At 62.2% G+C, this 18,265-nt stretch carries 14 protein-coding genes; 2 read left to right on the plus strand and 12 right to left on the minus strand.

The window, feature by feature from the left end; all coding sequences use genetic code 11:
- Window positions 1-34 precede the first annotated feature (34 nt).
- A complete protein-coding gene (locus BLO97_RS20265; RefSeq protein ID WP_092347663.1) occupies window positions 35-1,186 on the plus strand; it encodes an MFS transporter in 1,152 nt (383 codons plus the stop codon).
- A gap of 204 nt (window positions 1,187-1,390) precedes the next feature.
- Here BLO97_RS20265 and BLO97_RS20270 read toward each other — a convergent pair whose 3' ends face one another.
- From BLO97_RS20270 to BLO97_RS20285, 4 genes are all read right to left on the minus strand, one after another.
- The gene (locus tag BLO97_RS20270; protein ID WP_092347666.1) at window positions 1,391-3,829 is read right to left on the minus strand and encodes a TonB-dependent siderophore receptor; all 2,439 of its coding nucleotides are present in this window, start codon (window positions 3,827-3,829) and stop codon (window positions 1,391-1,393) included.
- A 98-nt stretch (window positions 3,830-3,927) separates the two neighbouring features.
- A complete protein-coding gene (locus BLO97_RS20275) occupies window positions 3,928-4,911 on the minus strand; it encodes a FecR family protein (protein WP_092347669.1) in 984 nt (327 codons plus the stop codon).
- Between the two features lie 37 nt (window positions 4,912-4,948).
- On the minus strand, window positions 4,949-5,449 hold the full coding sequence (locus BLO97_RS20280; RefSeq protein ID WP_092149230.1) for a sigma-70 family RNA polymerase sigma factor: 501 nt from the start codon (window positions 5,447-5,449) through the stop codon (window positions 4,949-4,951).
- 213 nt (window positions 5,450-5,662) lie between these two features.
- Window positions 5,663-6,793: an MFS transporter gene (locus BLO97_RS20285; protein WP_092347672.1), complete on the minus strand. Its 1,131-nt coding sequence runs from the start codon at window positions 6,791-6,793 to the stop codon at window positions 5,663-5,665.
- 99 nt (window positions 6,794-6,892) lie between these two features.
- On the opposite strand from BLO97_RS20285, the gene BLO97_RS20290 reads away from it, so the two are divergent.
- Complete coding sequence (locus tag BLO97_RS20290) at window positions 6,893-7,657, plus strand: AraC family transcriptional regulator (protein ID WP_092149224.1); 765 nt, start codon at window positions 6,893-6,895, stop codon at window positions 7,655-7,657.
- A gap of 12 nt (window positions 7,658-7,669) precedes the next feature.
- On the opposite strand, the gene BLO97_RS20295 is transcribed toward BLO97_RS20290, so the two are convergent.
- The 8 genes from BLO97_RS20295 to BLO97_RS20330 form a co-directional block, all read right to left on the minus strand.
- Entirely contained in the window at window positions 7,670-8,110 is a 441-nt protein-coding gene (locus tag BLO97_RS20295; protein ID WP_092149221.1) for a carboxymuconolactone decarboxylase family protein, read from the minus strand.
- Window positions 8,111-8,416: 306 nt separating this feature from the next.
- Window positions 8,417-9,859 (minus strand): mechanosensitive ion channel family protein, encoded by a 1,443-nt coding sequence (locus BLO97_RS20300; protein ID WP_092149218.1) that lies wholly within the window; start codon window positions 9,857-9,859, stop codon window positions 8,417-8,419.
- A gap of 194 nt (window positions 9,860-10,053) precedes the next feature.
- Window positions 10,054-10,920: a pirin family protein gene (locus tag BLO97_RS20305; protein ID WP_063320281.1), complete on the minus strand. Its 867-nt coding sequence runs from the start codon at window positions 10,918-10,920 to the stop codon at window positions 10,054-10,056.
- Between the two features lie 128 nt (window positions 10,921-11,048).
- Window positions 11,049-11,702: a response regulator transcription factor gene (locus BLO97_RS20310; RefSeq protein ID WP_170845957.1), complete on the minus strand. Its 654-nt coding sequence runs from the start codon at window positions 11,700-11,702 to the stop codon at window positions 11,049-11,051.
- Between the two features lie 75 nt (window positions 11,703-11,777).
- Window positions 11,778-12,212 (minus strand): response regulator, encoded by a 435-nt coding sequence (locus tag BLO97_RS20315; RefSeq protein ID WP_092149215.1) that lies wholly within the window; start codon window positions 12,210-12,212, stop codon window positions 11,778-11,780.
- Between the two features lie 127 nt (window positions 12,213-12,339).
- The gene (locus BLO97_RS20320) at window positions 12,340-15,540 is read right to left on the minus strand and encodes a transporter substrate-binding domain-containing protein (protein ID WP_092347675.1); all 3,201 of its coding nucleotides are present in this window, start codon (window positions 15,538-15,540) and stop codon (window positions 12,340-12,342) included.
- A 275-nt stretch (window positions 15,541-15,815) separates the two neighbouring features.
- The gene (locus BLO97_RS20325; protein WP_092149209.1) at window positions 15,816-17,150 is read right to left on the minus strand and encodes a lysine N(6)-hydroxylase/L-ornithine N(5)-oxygenase family protein; all 1,335 of its coding nucleotides are present in this window, start codon (window positions 17,148-17,150) and stop codon (window positions 15,816-15,818) included.
- A gap of 145 nt (window positions 17,151-17,295) precedes the next feature.
- Entirely contained in the window at window positions 17,296-17,778 is a 483-nt protein-coding gene (locus BLO97_RS20330; RefSeq protein ID WP_058546861.1) for a sigma-70 family RNA polymerase sigma factor, read from the minus strand.
- Window positions 17,779-18,265 lie beyond the last annotated feature (487 nt).

An 18,265-nucleotide genomic window follows, 5' to 3' on the forward strand; every position in this document is an offset into this window, starting at 1 on the left:
CACCACCGCATCGCACGTAAGCCAAGGACGTTTCATGACTGCCATTACGCCCCCGCCCACCTTTATCCCCGGACGCCTGGAACAGATGTCCACCCGCATCGCCTATCTCATCGCCGGCATCGGCATCGCCGCCTGGGCGCCGCTGGTGCCTTACGCCAAGGTGCGGGCGAACCTGGATGAAGGCACCCTCGGGTTGCTGCTGTTGTGCCTGGGGGTCGGGTCGATCCTGGCGATGCCGATTTCCGGTGCGCTGGCGACGCGGTTCGGCTGCCGGCGGGTGCTCAGCGGCGGTACGATTCTGATCTGCCTGGCGTTGCCGTTACTGGCGACAATGACTTCCCTGCCCTGGCTGGTGGCCGCATTGTTCCTGTTTGGCGCCGGGCTCGGCACCGTGGACTCGACCGTGAACCTGCAAGCGGTGATCGTCGAACGGGCCAGTGGCAAGACCATGATGTCGGGTTTCCACGGCATGTTCAGTCTCGGCGGGATCATTGGCGCGGCGGGTGTCAGTGCCCTGCTTGGCCTGGGGCTTTCGCCGCTGGGGGCGACGCTGGTGGTCAATGGCGTGCTGCTGGTAGCGTTGTTCAAGGCTGCGCCGCACCTGCTGCCCTACGGCAGTGAAAGCTCGGGTCCGGCGTTCGCCATTCCCCACGGCGTCGTGCTGTTTATCGGCATCCTGTGTTTCATCGTATTCCTGGCCGAAGGCGCGGTGCTGGACTGGAGCGCCGTATTCCTGGCCACCGAACGCGCGGTGGATACCGCCTATGCCGGGCTGGGTTATGCCGCCTTCGCGCTGACCATGACCGTCGGCCGGCTGACCGGCGATTCAGTGGTACATCGCCTCGGAGCCAAACGCGTGATCATCTATGGCGGATCGATCGCGGCAGCCGGGTTCCTGTTGGCGACCCTCGCACCGATGTGGCAAGCCGCGCTACTGGGCTATGGGTTGGTGGGCGCCGGGTGTTCGAACATCGTGCCGGTGCTGTACACCGCCGTCGGCAAACAGACCTTGATGCCAGAGGCCATCGCTGTGCCGGCCATCACCACCATCGGCTATGCCGGCATCCTTGCCGGCCCGGCGCTGATTGGTTTCGTCGCCCATGGCAGCAGCTTGAGCTTTGCGTTTGGGTTGATTGCGATATCGCTGGTGGCGGTGGCGGCCAGTGGCAAAGTGTTGAAAGTCTGAGGCCTCACACCGCTCTCTGTGGCGAGGGAGCTTGCTCCCGCTCGGCTGCGCAGCAGTCGTAAACCAGCCGATGCGGTCTGCCTGGAAAACGGCGTCAGGCCATTTTGGGGCGGCTGCGCCACCCAGCGGGAGCAAGCTCCCTCGCCACTGGATTGTATTTCAGCCCCTGGCATTGTGTTCCAAGCTACAGGGCCTGGTCCTCGATCAGAACCCCACACTCGCCTGCACAAAGAACGTACGCGGTGCGCCCACGTAGATGCCCGAGTTGTTGTCACTGGAACGGGTGTAGTACTGATGGTCGAACAGGTTCTTCACCCCGGCGCCGACTTTCAGGTTCGACAGCTGCGCGCCAAAGTCATAACCGGCGCGCACGTTCCAGAGCACGTAGCCCGGCATGTCGCCAAACTGCCCATCGGCGCTGCCATCGGTGATGTAGTCGTCGCTGAAGCTGCCATCGGCGTTCACGCTGTTGCCCGGTGAGCGCTGCTTGGACTGGGCAAAGGCGTCGAGGTTGTAGGTCCAGCGATTGACGTCGTAGCGCAGGCCCACGTTGGCCACCTGCCGGGAATAGAACGGCAGGTCACGTCCCTTGAAGCTCGGGATCTGGCCTTCGTAAGTCGCACGGGTGTAGGTAAAACCGGCATTGGCGGTGAGGCCTTCGAGACGTGGGTCGAGCGCGGCCATGTCGTAATGCACCGAAGCCTCCAGCCCCTGGTGCTTGGTCGCGCCCATGTTGGTCCAGCCCACGTCGTTGCTGATGTACTGCAATTCGTCGTCGAAGTCGATGTAGAACAGCGTCACTTCCCCGCCCCACACGTCATCGTTGTAGCGCGTGCCGATCTCGTAGGTCTTGGCCTTTTCCGGGCTCAGGCCATTGGCGGTGTTGTTGCCGTCACCGCCCTGGCCGAGCTGGAAATACTGCAGGCTGCCGAACGAGGTCTCGTAGTTGGCGAACAGCTTCCAGGCATCGGACAGGTGATACATCACGCTCAGGGCCGGCAGCGGTTCGTTGCTGTCGATGCTGCGGCGTTTTTCCTGCACCGGGCGACCGGCGGTGTCGAGCACCGGGCGGTCATGCCATTCGGTGCTGATGCTTTCGAAGCGGATGCCCGGGGTGATGGTCCACTTGCCGACATCGATCTTGTCATCGATATACACCGCGTGGGCTTCAGTGCCACCGGTACGGTCCTGGTAGACGTGACCGTCGGCCCCCGGACGCACCACTGGTTCGTTATCACGCAACGCCAGGCGACTGGCCTCTTCGTGCATGCCTTCCTTGAGGTAGCGATAACCCACGCTGGCCTCTTGGGTGGTGGGGCCCAGGTCGAACACGTGGGACACCCGGGGCTCGATGCCGAAGGTGTAATAGGTGCGCGGGTAGGACACCAGGTTGCGCTGGTCCCGGGAAGCGATGGTGCTGCCCCGGTAACTGTCGGAGTAATAGGTCAGCACTTCGGCCTGGGTGCGGTCGTCGATCTGGCGCAACCATTTGAACGACACGTCCTTGCGCCGGCCGCTGAAGTTGTCCCAGTCGCGGTCGGACTGGTACGGATCGGCGTCGTATTGCTTCTGGGTCAGGCCACCGGGCATGTCGGCCTTGGCGTCGTAGTAATGGAAGTTCAGCGAGAAGTCGTCCACCTCGGTGGGCGCCCAATGGGTCTTGAGGATGACGTCGTCGATGTCGTTGCCATTGTTGCTCTGGCGATAGCCGTTGCCGTTCACGCCAGAATACAGCAGCGCAACGCCCAGGCCATTGTCCGCCGTGCCGCCGAGAAACGCCGTGTCGATGTGCTTCCAGCCGCCGCGCTGGGAGGTTTCCAGGGTGCTGCCGATTTCACCGGTGGCTTTTTCCGGGATCGCCCGGGTCACGAAGTTGATCACCCCGCCGACGTTCTGTGGCCCGTAGCGCACGGAACCGGCGCCGCGCACCACGTCGATACTGTCCAGGTTGCCCGAGGAAATCGGCGCCATGGACAGTTGCGGCTGGCCGTAGGGCGCGAACGCTGCGGGCACGCCGTCGATCAACACCGTGGAGCGTGGCGACAAGCGTGAGGTGAGGCCGCGCACGCCGACGTTCAGGGAAATGTCGCTGCCACCCGTGCCGTTGGCGTCCTGCACCTGCACCCCTGGCACGCGCCGCAGCACGTCGCCGACGTTCATCGCGCCCTGCTCCACCATCGCTTCGCGGCGGATCACCGTCCGCGCGCCGGGGTGGTTCTGCACCACCTCGGCGTTGGCATCGCCGAGCCAGTCACCGACCACCTGGATTTCAGTAGCGCCAAGCTCCAGCGGGCCGGCGCTGGAGGCCGAAGGCGCCGGCAATACGGTCGCCGAACCGTCATCAATCCGGTATTGCAGGCCACTGCCCTGCAGCAGTTGGTGCAAGGCCGCTTCCGGGGACAGGGTGCCGTCCACGGCCGGCGCTTGTTTACCGGCCACCAGTTCGGGGCTGAAGAACACCTGCAACGCGGTTTGCTGGCCGAGCTGGCTCAAGGCTTGCCCCAACGGCTGCGCCTGGATGTGAATGGCGGTGGTAGCCTGATCGGCGTACGCCTGGGGCACAGCGGCGCTGACCGCCAGGGTCAGGGCCAGGGGCAGCCAGCGTACGTGGGTACGGTTGTTGTTTTTGGCGGTTGTTTTCACGTCGAACCTTGTCCTGTCGAATCGCAAGAATACGCGTCTGTTAATGCAAACCAGTTGCAGTTGGACAAGAAGACGAAGAACTCGAAAAAAACCTGAATTTATCGCGCAATTATTTCCTGGCTGCCGTCATCCAGGCTGCGCACGGCCACCGGCAGAATGCTCGGCAACGCCTTGAGCAGTGCCTCGGGATCGTCGGCGCGGAACACGCTGGTCAGGCGCAGGTTGCCCACCGCCGCACTGCCGACCCGCAGGGGGTGAGTGCGATAACGGGAGACCTCTTCGGCCACTTCCTTGAGCGGCGCGTTGTCGAACACCAGTTTGCCGTTGCGCCAGGCGGTGAGCGCCTCGGCGTTGACCGCGTAAGGTGTGGCGACTTTGCCCTGGGCATCGATCTGAGTACCGAGGCCCGGCGTAAGGCTGACGAACTGGGCTCGCGACGCATCGCGTCCCTGGACCTTGACGCTGCCCTGCGCCACCGCCACCCGGGTCTTGTCGGCATCGCGACGCACGTCGAAGCGCGTCCCGGTCACCGTCACCTGGCCGTTGCCCGCATCGACGGTGAAGGGTCGGCCGGCATCATGCTCGACCGTGAACATGGCCTCGCCTTCGACCAGTTCCACCCGACGTTGATGATGTGCAAATTGAATACGCACCCGGCTGCGGCTGTTGAGGTCGATCATCGAGCCGTCCGGCAAGGCGATATGCCGACGCTCGCCAAGGGCGGTGGTGTATTCGCCGCTGTAGTCGGTGGAAGAACTCAAACCGCTGAACAGCCCCAACCCCAGCGCCACCGCGAACAGTCCGGCGGCGACGGCATAGCGCAGCAGTGGCCGACGCTTGGGACGTTTGGCGGGAGGTTCGCACAGCGCTCGCAGGCGTTCCTTGGGCAGCAGGTCCGTGGCGCTCCAGATACCCTGGAGCAATTGAATTTCGTCACGGTGGTTGGCATGTTCGTCCAGCCAGGCTTCGAAACGCTGGCGCTCCTCGACACTCATGGCGGGCGCTTGCAGGCGCACGAACCATTGCGCCGCCGCGTCGCGAACCCTGTCCTGCCCGCACGGGCATTCACGGCTATCCATCATGGAAGGTCCTGTGGCTCAGGTGGAAGAGGACGACGGATCATTGGCCAGGCCCGTCCAGGCAATCGCGCAGATGCCGCAGGGTGCGGATCATATATTTTTCCACCATGTTTTTGGACAGGCCCAAACGCTCGGCGATTTCCGCCTGGGTCAGGCCTTCGATCTTCTGCCAGACAAACACCGTACGGCAGTTGGCCGGCAGCTCGGCAAGCGCTCGCTCGATGGAGTCTGCCAGCTGGATCGCGTGCATGTAGTGCTCCGGGTCGCCCGACAGCGACTGGCTATGGTCGACGGCCGCCTCCTCCATGGCCCCCCGTCGATCTTCGCGCCGATAGCCATCCACTGCAATGTTGCGCGCCGTCTGATGCAAATAGGCCCGTGGCTGCTCGACCCCGCTCGAATCGGACTCAAGCACCCGCACGAAGGTGTCATGGGCCAGGTCCTCGGCCTGCTGGCGATTGCGCAGGCGACGGGTCCAGGTGCCGATCAACTCTTCGTAATGCTCGAAAAAGCCGGGACTGCGGGGCAACTTGGGGGTCATCGCGGCGCGCTGTGGAAACGGGGTGTGAATAGTAATGGTTACTATTCATGTGAAGCAAACCTATTACGGTGCCTGTCGTCCGAAGCTTTCAGATTGAGAATGTCCTGTGGGAGCGAGCTTGCTCGCGATGGCGGTGCATCAGTCACCCTCACTGTTGAAGGTCAGTCCGCTATCGCGAGCAAGCTCGCTCCCACAGGTCAAATGGACTGCCCTCTAGCTGGACCAAGCCCGGCGCACCGTCAAGCACACCGCCAGAACGCCACACAGTATCAAGGTCCAGCCCAGCGCCTGAAACCAGGCAGCGAGCATCAGTGCACCACTAATCAACACGTAATAGAACAAGCCAAACAACGCCCCGGCAGTACCCAGGCAGTCGCCATAGCGAACCAACGCGGCGCCCAGCACGTTGGGTATCGCCATGCCAAACGCCAACACGATCAGCAGCATCGCCACAACAAAACCGCCGCTGTCGAGCAAGCCTTGAACACTCACGCCACCGATCAGCAGCACCACTGCCGCCACCGCCGACAACTGGCCACCGTCGTAACCTCGCGCCAACAGACGCTTGTTCAGCCAAGCCCCCAAGCCCGAGCCCAGCGCCAGGATCACGCCGCTGTAGCCGAACAACTCGGGGCTCAATCCGAGCCGTTCGAACTGAAACGGAGCGAGATTGTAGTAACTGAACAGCGCCACATTGAAGGCGGCGACAAGAAACGACGAACACCAGATGGAGGGGTCCTTGAGCATGCGCCACAGTGTCTTCGATAGGGGTTGCGCAGGGAGACGGTCCGGCAGGGTTTCGGGCAAGGCGCGTGCGCACCACACCAGTAAAACCAACGACAGCATCAATAGGCCGCCGAGTACGCCTTGGTAACCAAAGAGTCGTACCAGGCTGGCGCCACTGAACAAACCCATCGCTGGGCTGGCCGCGAGGGCAATACCGATCACTGAAAAAACCTGGCCCAGTTGTACACCGTGATAACGATCACGCAGGACCGTCTGGGTCACCACCGAACCAACTGCCGCACCAAACGCAGCCAGGGCCTGAACGGCCAGCAGCGCATCGAAGGTGTCGACATTCAACCCCAGCATCGTCGCGGCAGCATACAAGGCCAACCCGCTCAACATGGCGGGCCGGCGACCGATGCGGTCACACACACGCCCCCACACCGCTACACCCAGGGCGAAACCCAAGAAAAACGTGGATAACAGCTGCGCGGCCATTTCTGCACTGACGGCAAAACTCGCGCTGATGTCTGCCAACGCTGGGCTGTAGAGGGTCTGGGCAATCTGCGGGAACATCACCAAGGCAATCGCCAGGCAAAGGAAAGGTCGCGAAATCATGCAAGCCAAGCTCGTTCGAAGACGGGCGAGCAGTCTACGAAGCCATTGGCTGTCGTATTATCCGAAGCCTGACAAATAATCCTCGAAATCGGACAAGTCATGGCCTGGCTCGACGCTCATGCCCTATTCGACCCCGACCGCCATGACGCGCCGGTCATCGGTCTCGCCGCAACGCTGGGTCATCACGATTCCGGCGTACATCGACATCAGCGCGGGCAACTGTTGTTCACACGCCAGGGCTGTACTCGCATCACCCTGGCGCAGCAACTGTGCTTGCTGCCACCATCGCGAGCTGCCTGGATTCCGCCGTTGATACCCCACCGCGCCGTGATGCAACAGAGCGTGGATTATCGATCGATCTACCTGAAGGCATCACTGTGCGCTGACTTACCTTCACACGTGTGCATCATCGATGTATCGCCACTGCTACGCGCCGTACTCGAACCGATCACCGACGCAGCGTTCGACAGCGACTGGACGCAAGGCCGTAACAAGCACCTGCTGGGGTTGTGCCTGGATGAAATCCGCGAGGCACCGCAACAGCCGATGCTGCTGCCGCTGCCTCAGGACAAACGCCTGGCACCTCTGCTCGCGGCACTGCAGCATTTGCCGCCGACATTGAACGTATTGGAAGAGCAAATCGGGGCCAGTGGCCGGACCATCGGCCGGATCTTTCAACGGGAAACCGGCATGGGCTATCAGCAATGGCGGCAGCAATGGCGCCTGATGCGCGCCATTGAACTGCTCGCCACCGGCCGCGGCCTGAGTTACAGCGCTTTCGAATTGGGCTTTGCCAGCGACAGCGCCTTCATCGCCTTCTTCAAGCAAATGACCGGTTTTACGCCAAAAGCCTACTTGGGTTGATTGCCGGCCGGTTTACGCCTCAGGCATCTTGCGAAAGCCCACCGCCAAACGGTTCCAGCCATTGATGGCGTTGATCGCCACGGTCAGGTCGACCATTTCCTTGGGGCTGAAATACTCGCTCAGCAGGGCATAGTCGGCGTCCGGCGCGTGGGTGTCGCTCAGGCGGGTCAGGGCTTCGGTCCAGGCCAGAGCGGCGCGCTCGCGGCCGGTGAAGAACGGTGCTTCGCGCCAGGCGGTCACGGCGTAGAGGCGACGTTCGGTCTCGCCGTCCTTACGAGCATCGGCGGTGTGCATGTCGATGCAGAAGGCGCAGCCGTTGATTTGCGAGGAACGCAGCTTGACCAGCTCCAGCAGGGACTTTTCCAGGCCCAGTTTCGAGACGGCATTTTCCAGGGCCAGCATGGCTTTGAAGGCGTCTGGGGAAGCGGTGTAGAAATCGATACGCGGTTGCATGATGAGCTCCAGAACAATGGGGTGTAGCGCTACGTTAGCCGTGCAGTGGCGCGGTACAAATAGCCAATTGTTGGGAAGTTCGGGTGGCCAATGGGAGGCCGCCAGGTTGGAGCGGATATTGGCCTGTGCAAGGGTATTCAATCATAGGGGCTGTTGTGGCGAGGGAGCTTGCTCCCGCTCGGCTGCGAAGCAGTCGTCACCCGACTGACGCGGTCTGCCTGGGGAACGGTGTAGGCCATTTTGGGGCGGCTGCGCCACCCAGCGGGAGCAAGCTCCCTCGCCACAGGGGGTGTTTTCGGGGCAGGTTCAGGCCCGGCTGCGCAGCCACTGCAGGAAGCGCTTCTTGGCGACGGGCTTGGGTAGCTCGCGGGTGAGGTTCTGGGCGAGGTGGATGCGTACGTCCAGCAGGTTTTTCATGGCGTCGTTGATGTCGTGACGGGCGTCGAGGCAAGGCTTGAGGTAGCTGTTCTCGATGCGATAAAGGGTGCAGAAGGTCTTGGCCGAAAAGCTCGCCAGCGCGGCCTGTTCGGAAACGATCCCGGCTTCGCCGATCACCTCTCCCGGCCCCATGCGCCCGGCTTCGAATGGCTGGCCGTTACGCACAAGGGTCACGCTGACCACGCCGGATTCAATGATGAACAAATGATCGCTGACCTCCCCCGCCGGCAAAATCATGTCGCCGGCGCGGAAGGTCTGCAGGGTCATGTTCTGGCTGAAGGTATCTTTCTCGTCCTGGCGCAAGGTGGAGAAGATGTTCGAGCTTTCCAGCAACGCCCGAGGCCGCGACGCATCCTTGGCGGTGGCGCTTTCACTGTTGGACAACAGGCTCACGCCCGAGGCCTGCAAATGCCGGAACGCCAGGTCGAACAGCTGGTTGCGCACCTCGCGCTTCTGGGCCCTGGAGGCGACGAACCCGCTGATCTCGTATTCCGCCCCGTCACTGCTGCTGCTTTTGAGCGTCACGCAGGGTGCCGGGTTGGCGAGCAAGGTCCGACAGCCGATCATCGCTCGCTCCAGCGCGTCGATCACGGTTTGCGGCCGCGCGTGAGGGCTGACCTGGACGCTGATGGACAACCCATGGACATCGCTGGGTCGACTGAAGTTGATGACCTTGGCCTTGGCCGCGAGTGAGTTGGGGATCACCGCCATGCTGCCCTGGGCGGTCTGCAACCGCGTGGCCCGCCAGTCAATGTCGGTGACCCGGCCTTCGGTGCCGTCGATGGAAATCCAGTCATCGAGCTGATAAGGCTTGGTGGTGTTGAGCACGATCCCGGAGAACACGTCGCTGAGGGTGCTCTGCAAGGCCAGGCCGACGATGATCGCCATCGCCCCGGACGTCGCCAGCACGCCCTTGACTGGGAGGTCCAGCACATAGGCCAGCGCTGCGATGACGGCGATCAGGAAAATCACCGCGCCGAGCAAATCCTGCAACAAGCGCCCGGTGTGACCGACCCGCTGCATCATCACCGCGCCCATCATCACCGTCAGGGTTCGCGCGGCGAGCAGCCACCAGGCGATCTGCAGCCCGGTGGCCGCCAGGTGCCGTGGCACGTCGTCGACCCACTGCGCCGGCTCCATGGGGTTGAGGCCCTCGTTGAACAGCAACATGCTGAACAAGGAAAAAATCACCAGCCGCGCGCCGATTTTCCAGTAGGTCCGATCCGCACTCACCAGCCGCCATATCAGGATGTCGAGCACCAGCAGCGCCAGGGCACAGAGCAGCGGGTGCTCGGAGATCAGAGACAGCATCGGACGGCTCCAGAAAGATCAATGAGGCGAAGATTGGCACAGAATGACCAAACTGTAGAGATCCCCGCAGATCTCCATGTGGGAGCGAGCTTGCTCGCGATTGCGGTGCGTCAGTCAATGATGCCTGGACTGTTAGACCGCTATCGCGAGCAAGCTCCCACACAGTGAGTGCGGCGTGGCTGTTGTTTTCGCGTTCAATCGTCCATCCGGCCAAAACGCCCCGAGTGGAAATCGTTGAAGGCCTGGTGGATTTCCTGCTCGCTGTTCATCACGAACGGGCCATGGCCAACGATGGGTTCGTCGATCGGCTCGCCACTGAGCAGCAGCACAACGGCATCGTTATTGGCTTGCAGGCTCAATTGGTCGCCAGCCCGGTCGAACAGCGCGAGCTGGCCGGCCTCGACCCGTTCGCGGCCATTGACCTGGACCGAGCCATGCAGCACCACCAGGGCGGTGTTGTGGCCTTCATGCAGGTCAAGGACCAGGTCTTTACCGGCCTTCAAGCGAATGTCCCAGACGTCGATGGGGGTGAAAGTCTTCGCGGGCCCTTGATGCCCCTCGAAGCGCCCGGCGATCAACCGCAGGCTGCCGGCATCGTCCTTCAGCGCAATGTTCGGAATGTCGCCTTTGAGCAGTGTCTGGTAGCCGGCCGGGGCCATCTTGTCCTTGGCAGGCAGGTTGACCCACAACTGGACCATCTCCATGAACCCGCCCTGCCGGGCGAAGGCTTCGGAGTGGAACTCTTCGTGGATGATGCCGGACGCGGCGGTCATCCATTGCACGTCGCCGGGACCGATCTTGCCGCCGCTACCGGTGGAGTCTCGGTGCTCCAGTTCACCCTGGTAGACGATGGTCACCGTTTCGAAACCGCGATGCGGGTGCTGGCCGACGCCACGACGCTCGGTGGTGGGCGTGAATTCAGTCGGGGCGGCGTGGTCCAGCAGCAAGAACGGGCTGACGTGCTTGCCCAGGTTGTCGTAGGAAAACAGCGTGCGAACCTGGAAGCCATCGCCAACCCAATGGGGCCGTGGGCTGGTGTAGAGGCCGATGATGTTTTTCATGCTGTGTCTCCAAAATCAGGTACTGCGATTCAATGGACACAGCTTAGAACCGACACCTTTGCAGCACTAGACTGCAAAAATCGGCTTTAGCGTTCTATTTAGAGAACGACTGAAAAGCCTGGTGTCATTCAAAGGTGATTGCGCTTGGCAAACTCCGACAGCCCCACCAAGGATTGCAGGCCAAGCTTTTCCAGCAACCGAGTCTTGTAGGTGCTGACAGTTTTTGGACTCAGGAACAGGCTTTCGGCGATGTCCTTGCCGCGCATGCCCATGGCCAGCATGCGCAGGATGGACAGCTCGCGGGTGGAGAGGCTTTCCAGCGCCTGCTGTTCGCTGCGCTGCTGAAAATCCAGCCTGACGGACATCTGCGGAAAATAGGCATAACCGGACTTCAAGGCCTGGATGGCCTTGGTCAGTTCCTTGAGGTCGCTTTTCTTGGTCACAAAACCCCGGGCCCCGGCCGAGATGCAGCGGTTACAGAAGTGCTGCGCATCCTGGGAAGTGAACACCAGCACACTGCACTCAGGGAATTGGGCCATGATCCAGACCAGCAGGTCCAGGCCATCGAAACCGTTCATCACCAGGTCGAGGATCACCAGGTCTGGCACGCACTCCTTGATGAGGGCCCTGGCATCGGCCACGCCGCTGGCGTCTCGGATGTGGGTGAACGCCTCATTCTGGCAAATAAGCCGCAGCGCCCCTCGTATGACAGGGTGGTCATCCACGATCAACACGTCTTTCAAGGCAATTCCCCAGGTCATTACAAACGGCACCGGCGCCATGACTGCACCGGACTCTTGCACAAGCGCCAGGCCCAGACACCTGTCAGATCCGACAGTGCAGACCAACGGTCTTTCTCAGCGTCCATGGCCCTGCCTGAGGGCGTGCGTCCACGGTTGCAGCGACTCACGGGCTTGAGGGTCGACCTGCTCCATCAGGCGCCGCAGGGAGACAAGGTCAGGCAGTGGCGCCTGGCTCAGGTGCATGCTCGATCGGCGCGCGACCGGCACCGGCGACAGGCTGGCCGGTTGCGCGTTGTAAATCATCCCGTGACGAACCTGTGGGTTATAGATAACAAAATCGTGCAAGTCCAACGCCCCGCTGGTCAGCCCGGCATTGACGACGATCAGGTCGAAGGGCTCGCTGCCGTACTCCACCAGCGTCAGCAACTCTTGCACATGGCTGACGGGGACAATCCGGAAATAGCCCTGTTGATTGAACAGGCGCTCCAGCACGATTCGATGAGCATGGTGTGGGTCGGCAATCAGGATACGGAGTGCTTTGTTCGGCATGGCAAGCTTTCCAATAGCAACGCGCCAGGTAGAAACCGGCTCAGAACATTAAAGGCCGTCAGGCTAGAGGAAGCGCTTGAAAGACGATGTAGGATTATTCCCAAAATGAAGCCAGACGAAGCCCTTGTTAGGTCTTCAGTTGCTCCGCCACGTGCTCGATGGCTTGGCGAATATCTTCCACGGCTTGGGCGAGCAGCAACGTATCGCCGCCTCGACAAGCGCTTTCCAGCGCCTCGCAGGCGGCGATCAGCCGTTGCGCCTGGACGATCCGCGCCCCACCCTTGATCCGGTGCGCCAGGTCCGCCAGGCCCGGCAAGTCTTGTCGGCTGGACAAGTGCAACAGTCGCGCCTGATCGTCGGCATTGCTGCTGACCAGTTCCTCCAGCAGTGCCCTGATGGCGGTCGTGTCGCCACCGGTCAGTTGTTCCAGGCTGGTCAAGTCGATGCCATCGTCGGGCTGAGGCGCCCCCACGTCCGGCGTGACCGAAACCAGGCACGCATTGAGCGCCCGAAGGCTGATGGGTTTGAACAGGCAATCGTCCATCCCGGCCTCGGCGCAGCGGTCCTTTTCCTCAGGCTGGGCGTTGGCCGTGAACCCCAGGATCAACCCAGGCGACAGGTTTTGCGCATGCTCTTCGTCGCGAATGGCCCGCGCGAGTTCATAACCGCTCATCAAGGGCATGTTGCAATCGGTGATGACCACATCGAAGTGCTCGCTGCGCCAGGCGTTCAGGCCTTCGACACCGTTCTGCGCCTCCTGGACACGATGGCCCAGGTAGGCCAGTTGCTGGGACAGCAGCAAGCGATTGGCCGGGTAGTCATCGACCACCAGGATACTCAGCGCCGGGCCCGGCACCAGCGCCTCAGCCTCGACAGGCGGCGAGGTCGGCAAGGCGTCGAGCAGGGGCAGGTCCAGCAGGATCTCGACCTGCGTGCCCGCCCCCGTCACGCTGCGCAACGTCAGGGTGCCGCCCATCATTTCGCACAAGGTGCGGCTGATGACCAGCCCCAGCCCGGAACCGCTGCGGGCCGACTGGGTCGTGTGGCTGGCCTGGGTAAAGGGGCTGAAGAGGCGGCGCTGGTCCTCAGGCGAAATCCCGCAGCCGGTGTCCTCGACTCGCAGGCAAATGCCCAGGCGCCCGTGTTCAATGTCCGGCTCGCCGCGCACACTCAGGCGCACCTCGCCTTGGTCGGTGAATTTGATGGCGTTGCTCAACAGGTTCGAGACGATCTGCTTGAAGCGCAACGGGTCGATCAACACGTCATGGTTGACCCCGGTGTCCAGCACCCGTTGCAGGCGCAGGTGTTTCTGCCGAGCCAGTCCCTCGAAAATCCGCGCCACCGACTCGGTCAATTCGTGCAGATTGGCCCGTTGCGGCGCCAGCGACAGCTTGCCCGACTCGATGCGGGCGATGTCGAGGATGTCGCCGATCAAGTCCAGCATGCCATGGGCGGCCCCCGACGCGACCTCGATGGCGACCCGGTCCACGATGCCTTGGTCGGCTTTTTTCAGGGCCAGTTCCAGCAGGCCGATCACCGCGTTCATCGGTGTGCGGATCTCATGGCTCATGGTCGCCACGAAGGTGGTCTTGGCCCGGTTGGCGTCGTCAGCGCTTTCCTTGGCGACGCGCAATTGCTCCAGCAGGCGCCGCAAGTAAATGACCCAGCCCAAGGTCACCAGCAATAGCAGCGCAGCGACGGTGAACCCCTGGAGAATCGTGGTGCGGTTGCGCAGCCAGTAACTGTCGTCGATCACTACCTCACTGCGCCAGCGGTTGGTCAGCTCGTCCATCTCTTCGGGAGAAATGCTCAACAGCGCCTTGTCGAGAATCGAGTAAAGCTCCAATGCGCCCCGGTTCGTCGCCAACGCAACGCGCGCGGGCAAGGTGCCGACGGTACTGGTGACCTGCAGCGTGTCGCGGTACTGGCGGGAGATCATGTAGCGGGCGCTGATCAGCGGATTGACCGCAGCGTCCGCCCTGCCGGCGGCGACCATGGCCATGGCATCGGCGGTGTTTTGTGCCGTCACCAACTGCACGCGGGGGAACTGCTCCAGCAGGAACTCGCGCAACACGTTGCCACGCACCAGCGCCAGGCGCTTGCCGGCCATCTGGTCCAGGGTTAGCGGCCCCTTGGCCCGCGCGGGCACCACCAGCACGAACGGATTCGTCAGGTACGGTCGGGTAAAGCGCAACTCGTCTTCGAGTTCGGTGCTGGGTATGGCGGTCGCCAGGACGTCGACCTTGCCGCTCTTGATCTGCCCGATCAAATCATCAACCGAGTCGCCACGCTGCACATCGAATTTCAAACCGGTGCGCAAACTGATCCTCGCCAGCACATCGGCGCCGATGCCGTGCAAATGGCCTTGTTCATCGAAGAACGTCAGCGGCAAGAAGTTTTCGTTGGCAGCGACTTTGATCCGTGGGTGAGCATCCAGCCAGCGCTGCTCCTTGACGCTGAAATGCAGCGCCTGCTGACCCGGCATGCTCGCGCCGCCAGCGCTCCAGCGCCTCAGGATGCTCATCTGTTCGCTGGCGGGGATGGCTTGCAGCGCGGCATTGATGATGCGTAACAGGCGCACGTTGTCGCGGCTGACCGCGAAGGCGAACGGCTGCACTTCCATGCGCGAAAAATCGGCCAGTTGAATATTGTTCAGGTAATTCTTGCTGATCAGGTAGTTGGAACTGATCGAGTCCCCCAGATAAACATCGGCCTGACCAAACGCCACGGCACCGATGGCGCTCAAGGTCGAGGGGAACAGCTGCAAGGAGGCTTCGGGGTAAAACGCCTCGACCGTCTCCGGCGGCAAGTAGTGATACAGCATCGCCACGCGCTTGCCCGCCAGGTCGCTGGGCAAGTCCTGGCTGTCGTTGATGCGGGCCACGAGGGTGGGCAGGTCATCGGCATAGGCCTGGGACATCGCCAGGTCCGGGTCGCTGGCTTCGAAGCCGTTGGCGGTGCCGAGCATATCGATCTCACCGCCGCGCAGGGCCTGGAGCGATTCGGCACGGGATGGGTAGCGCTGGACCTGCACCTTGATGTGAAGGAGTTGCCCGAGCAATTGCGCATAATCGGCGGTCAGGCCTTCATAGTCGCGACCATTGCCGGTGATGCTGAACGGCGCGTAGTCCGGCGCCGAGGCGCCCAACTGCAACGTGCCCTTTTGGCGCAGCCAGGTCCAGTCGGCGTCGTCCAGGGACACCGAATAATCGCTCACATTGGAGCGCCCGAGCACTCGCAGCGCCTCGGGGGCCGCGTCCACTGGTGGCACCACACTCAATGAGCCCAGCAACAGCGCCACCAGGCCTGTGCGTAAAAGCAACATCATCTGGTCAGGGTGTTTCGCTTGGCGTAGTCGGCCCGGCTCACACCGACTGCACATACAGTCAGGGTGGACCGGCTGAGGGGTTCAGACTGCCAATACGAGGGAACAGCGAACCGAGCCTGTCAAACAGCAGGAGGCTGTGAAGTGAGTGTAGGAAATTTCTGAAGAATTTCCTGCGAGTGACCAGAGACCGGGCCTATGGCCTGTGGGAGCTTGCTCGCCCCCACAGGGTTGCGTTGGCTAATAGATTTCCTGCGAGTGACTCGCTCCCACAGGGCCTATACGGCGGCGAGCAACTGATCGCGCACCGGACGCGCCTGCCCGCGATTGCTCCCGTGCTCATACAGCGAGCCGGCAATTTCATCGGCACGCACCGGCAGGATCGACAGCAAGGTATCGCTCAGGCCATGGCTGGCCTGGCAGAAGCCCTGCATGTAGATCGCCGCCTTGCAGCGCTCGTCGGTGATCAGCTTGTAGTTGCGATCCACCTCGAAATCCCCCAGGTATTGCGCCAGCGGCTCCAGCAAGGTGCGGTGCATCTGCCGCTCGTATCCTGTGGCCAGCACCACGGCGTCATAGCGGCGCACGGTCAACTCGCCAGTAGCGTTGTTGCGCACCGCCAGTTCCACGCCGGCGTCGGTGGCCGTGGCCTTCTCCACCGTAGTGAGGGTCCGGAACGCATGACGGGCGATGCCAGAGACTTTCTGGCGATAGAAAATCCCGTAGATGCGCTCGATCAGGTCGATGTCCACCACCGAATAGTTGGTGTTGTGGTACTCGTTGACCAGGCGCTCGCGCTCGCTGTGGGGTTGCTGGAACACCAGGTCGGTGAACTCCGGCGAGAACACTTCGTTGACGAATGGGCTGTCGTCCGCCGGCTTGAGGGCCGAGCCGCGCAGGATCATGTCGACCTGCACCGAAGGGAAGCTGTCGTTGAGGTCGATGAAGGCCTCCGCCGCACTTTGCCCACCGCCGATGATCGCGATCTTCATCGGCTGGCCCTTCACGCACGGCTGGCCCGCCATGCGCTCCAGGTACTGGGAATGGTGGAACACCCGCGCGTCGTCCTTGAACACCTTGAACGCCTCGGGAATCCGCGGCGTACCACCGGCACTGACCACCACCGAACGGGTGGTACGTACGAATTCTTCGCCCTGGCGGCCGCGGGAAATCACCCGCAGGGCTTCGACCTGCTGATTGTGCAGCAGCGGTTCGATGCGCAGCACTTCTTCGCCATAGCGACTCTGTTCGGTGAAATGCCCGGCCACCCAGCGCAGGTAGTCATTGAACTCCATGCGGCACGGGTAGAAGGTGCCGAGGTTGATGAAGTCCACCAGGCGGCCATGGTGCTTGAGGTAATTGACGAACGAATACGGGCTGGTGGGGTTGCGCAGGGTCACCAGGTCCTTGAGAAAGGAAATCTGCAACTCGCTCTGGGTCACCAGGGTGTTGCCGTGCCAGCGGTAGTCGGCCTGCTTGTCGAGGAACAGCACGTCCAGTTCACCCTGGACCGGCCCGCGCTCCTGCAATGCGATGGCCAGCGCCAGGTTCGAGGGGCCGAAACCGATGCCGATCAAGTCGTGAACGATGGGCGATGCAATTGCCTGTGTCATGTCCAGTGTCCTCTGGAAAAGCCCTCAACAGGGCGCGAAAAGCCTGGGGTGACCTGCCCAGCGTTTAGGGGGCCAACAAGTCGTGTGTTGAGAGGAACGAGGACAATGAAAAAAAATTTACCGCGAGACGACCGGCGTAGGCAGATTAATGTGCGTCCCACTGCCGCACGCGAACGCGGCAGTGCTTCATGGCGTTGACGATGTGTTTTTCCACCAATGCCCGGGAAATGCCCAGGCGCTCGGCGATTTGCGGGTGGGACAGGCCTTCGAGCTTGCGCAGCAGGAAGCTCTCGCGGCACAGCGGTGGCAGCTCGGCCAGGGCACGCTGGAGCATGTCCAGGCGCTGGCCGTGGTCGAGGCTGGTCTGGGGCGACGGGGTGAAGAAGCGCTCTTCGCTGTCCAGCACCTCCAGGGATTCGACCTGGCGCAAGGTATTGCGCCGATGCCCGTCGATCACCAGGTTCAATGCCGTGCGATACAGGAACGCCCGGGGCTGTTCGATGGGCGTGTCGCTGGCGCGCTCCAGCACCCGCACATAGGCGTCATGCACCACATCCTCGGCCGCCTGGCGGTTGCCTAGCCTGGCGTTCAGGAAACACACCAGCTCGCGATAGTAGTTTTCCAACATGACTCCCGTGCGCAATGGCTGCGCCAGCTATCCCTGTGCCCACTCGGCATGCCCGGGAAAGGCAATGGCACGATAGTGGCAGATTCAATCGCGTAATTTATAGTAATTCTCATATAGATTTAAAGCTTTGGTTTGTATCAGGGCTGATTCGTTCAGTTGACGAGGCGTCGGCCCCTGGCTTTTGTGGCGAGGGAGCTTGCTCCCGCTGGGGCGCGAAGCGGCCCTGAAACCTGAGTCCCGGATCCTCCAGGTTCATGGAGGCGTCTGTTTTGGGCCTGCTGCGCAGTCCAGCGGGAGCAAGCTCCCTCGCCACAGGGTTCGGGGTCGCTTCGGCTGATTCGCCAACCTGCTACCAAGTGTTTCAACCCAGTAAATTCCCGCCCCAAGCGCTCGTTTACCAGAACAGCCTCCCGTCCCTGCCCTCCCTGGGACGGGCCCGATATCACCGGCTAGAGCTGATTCGTTCAGTTGACGAGGTGTCGGCCCC

Source organism: Pseudomonas sp. NFACC05-1 (genome assembly GCF_900100135.1).
Classification (GTDB): domain Bacteria; phylum Pseudomonadota; class Gammaproteobacteria; order Pseudomonadales; family Pseudomonadaceae; genus Aquipseudomonas; species Aquipseudomonas fluorescens_Q.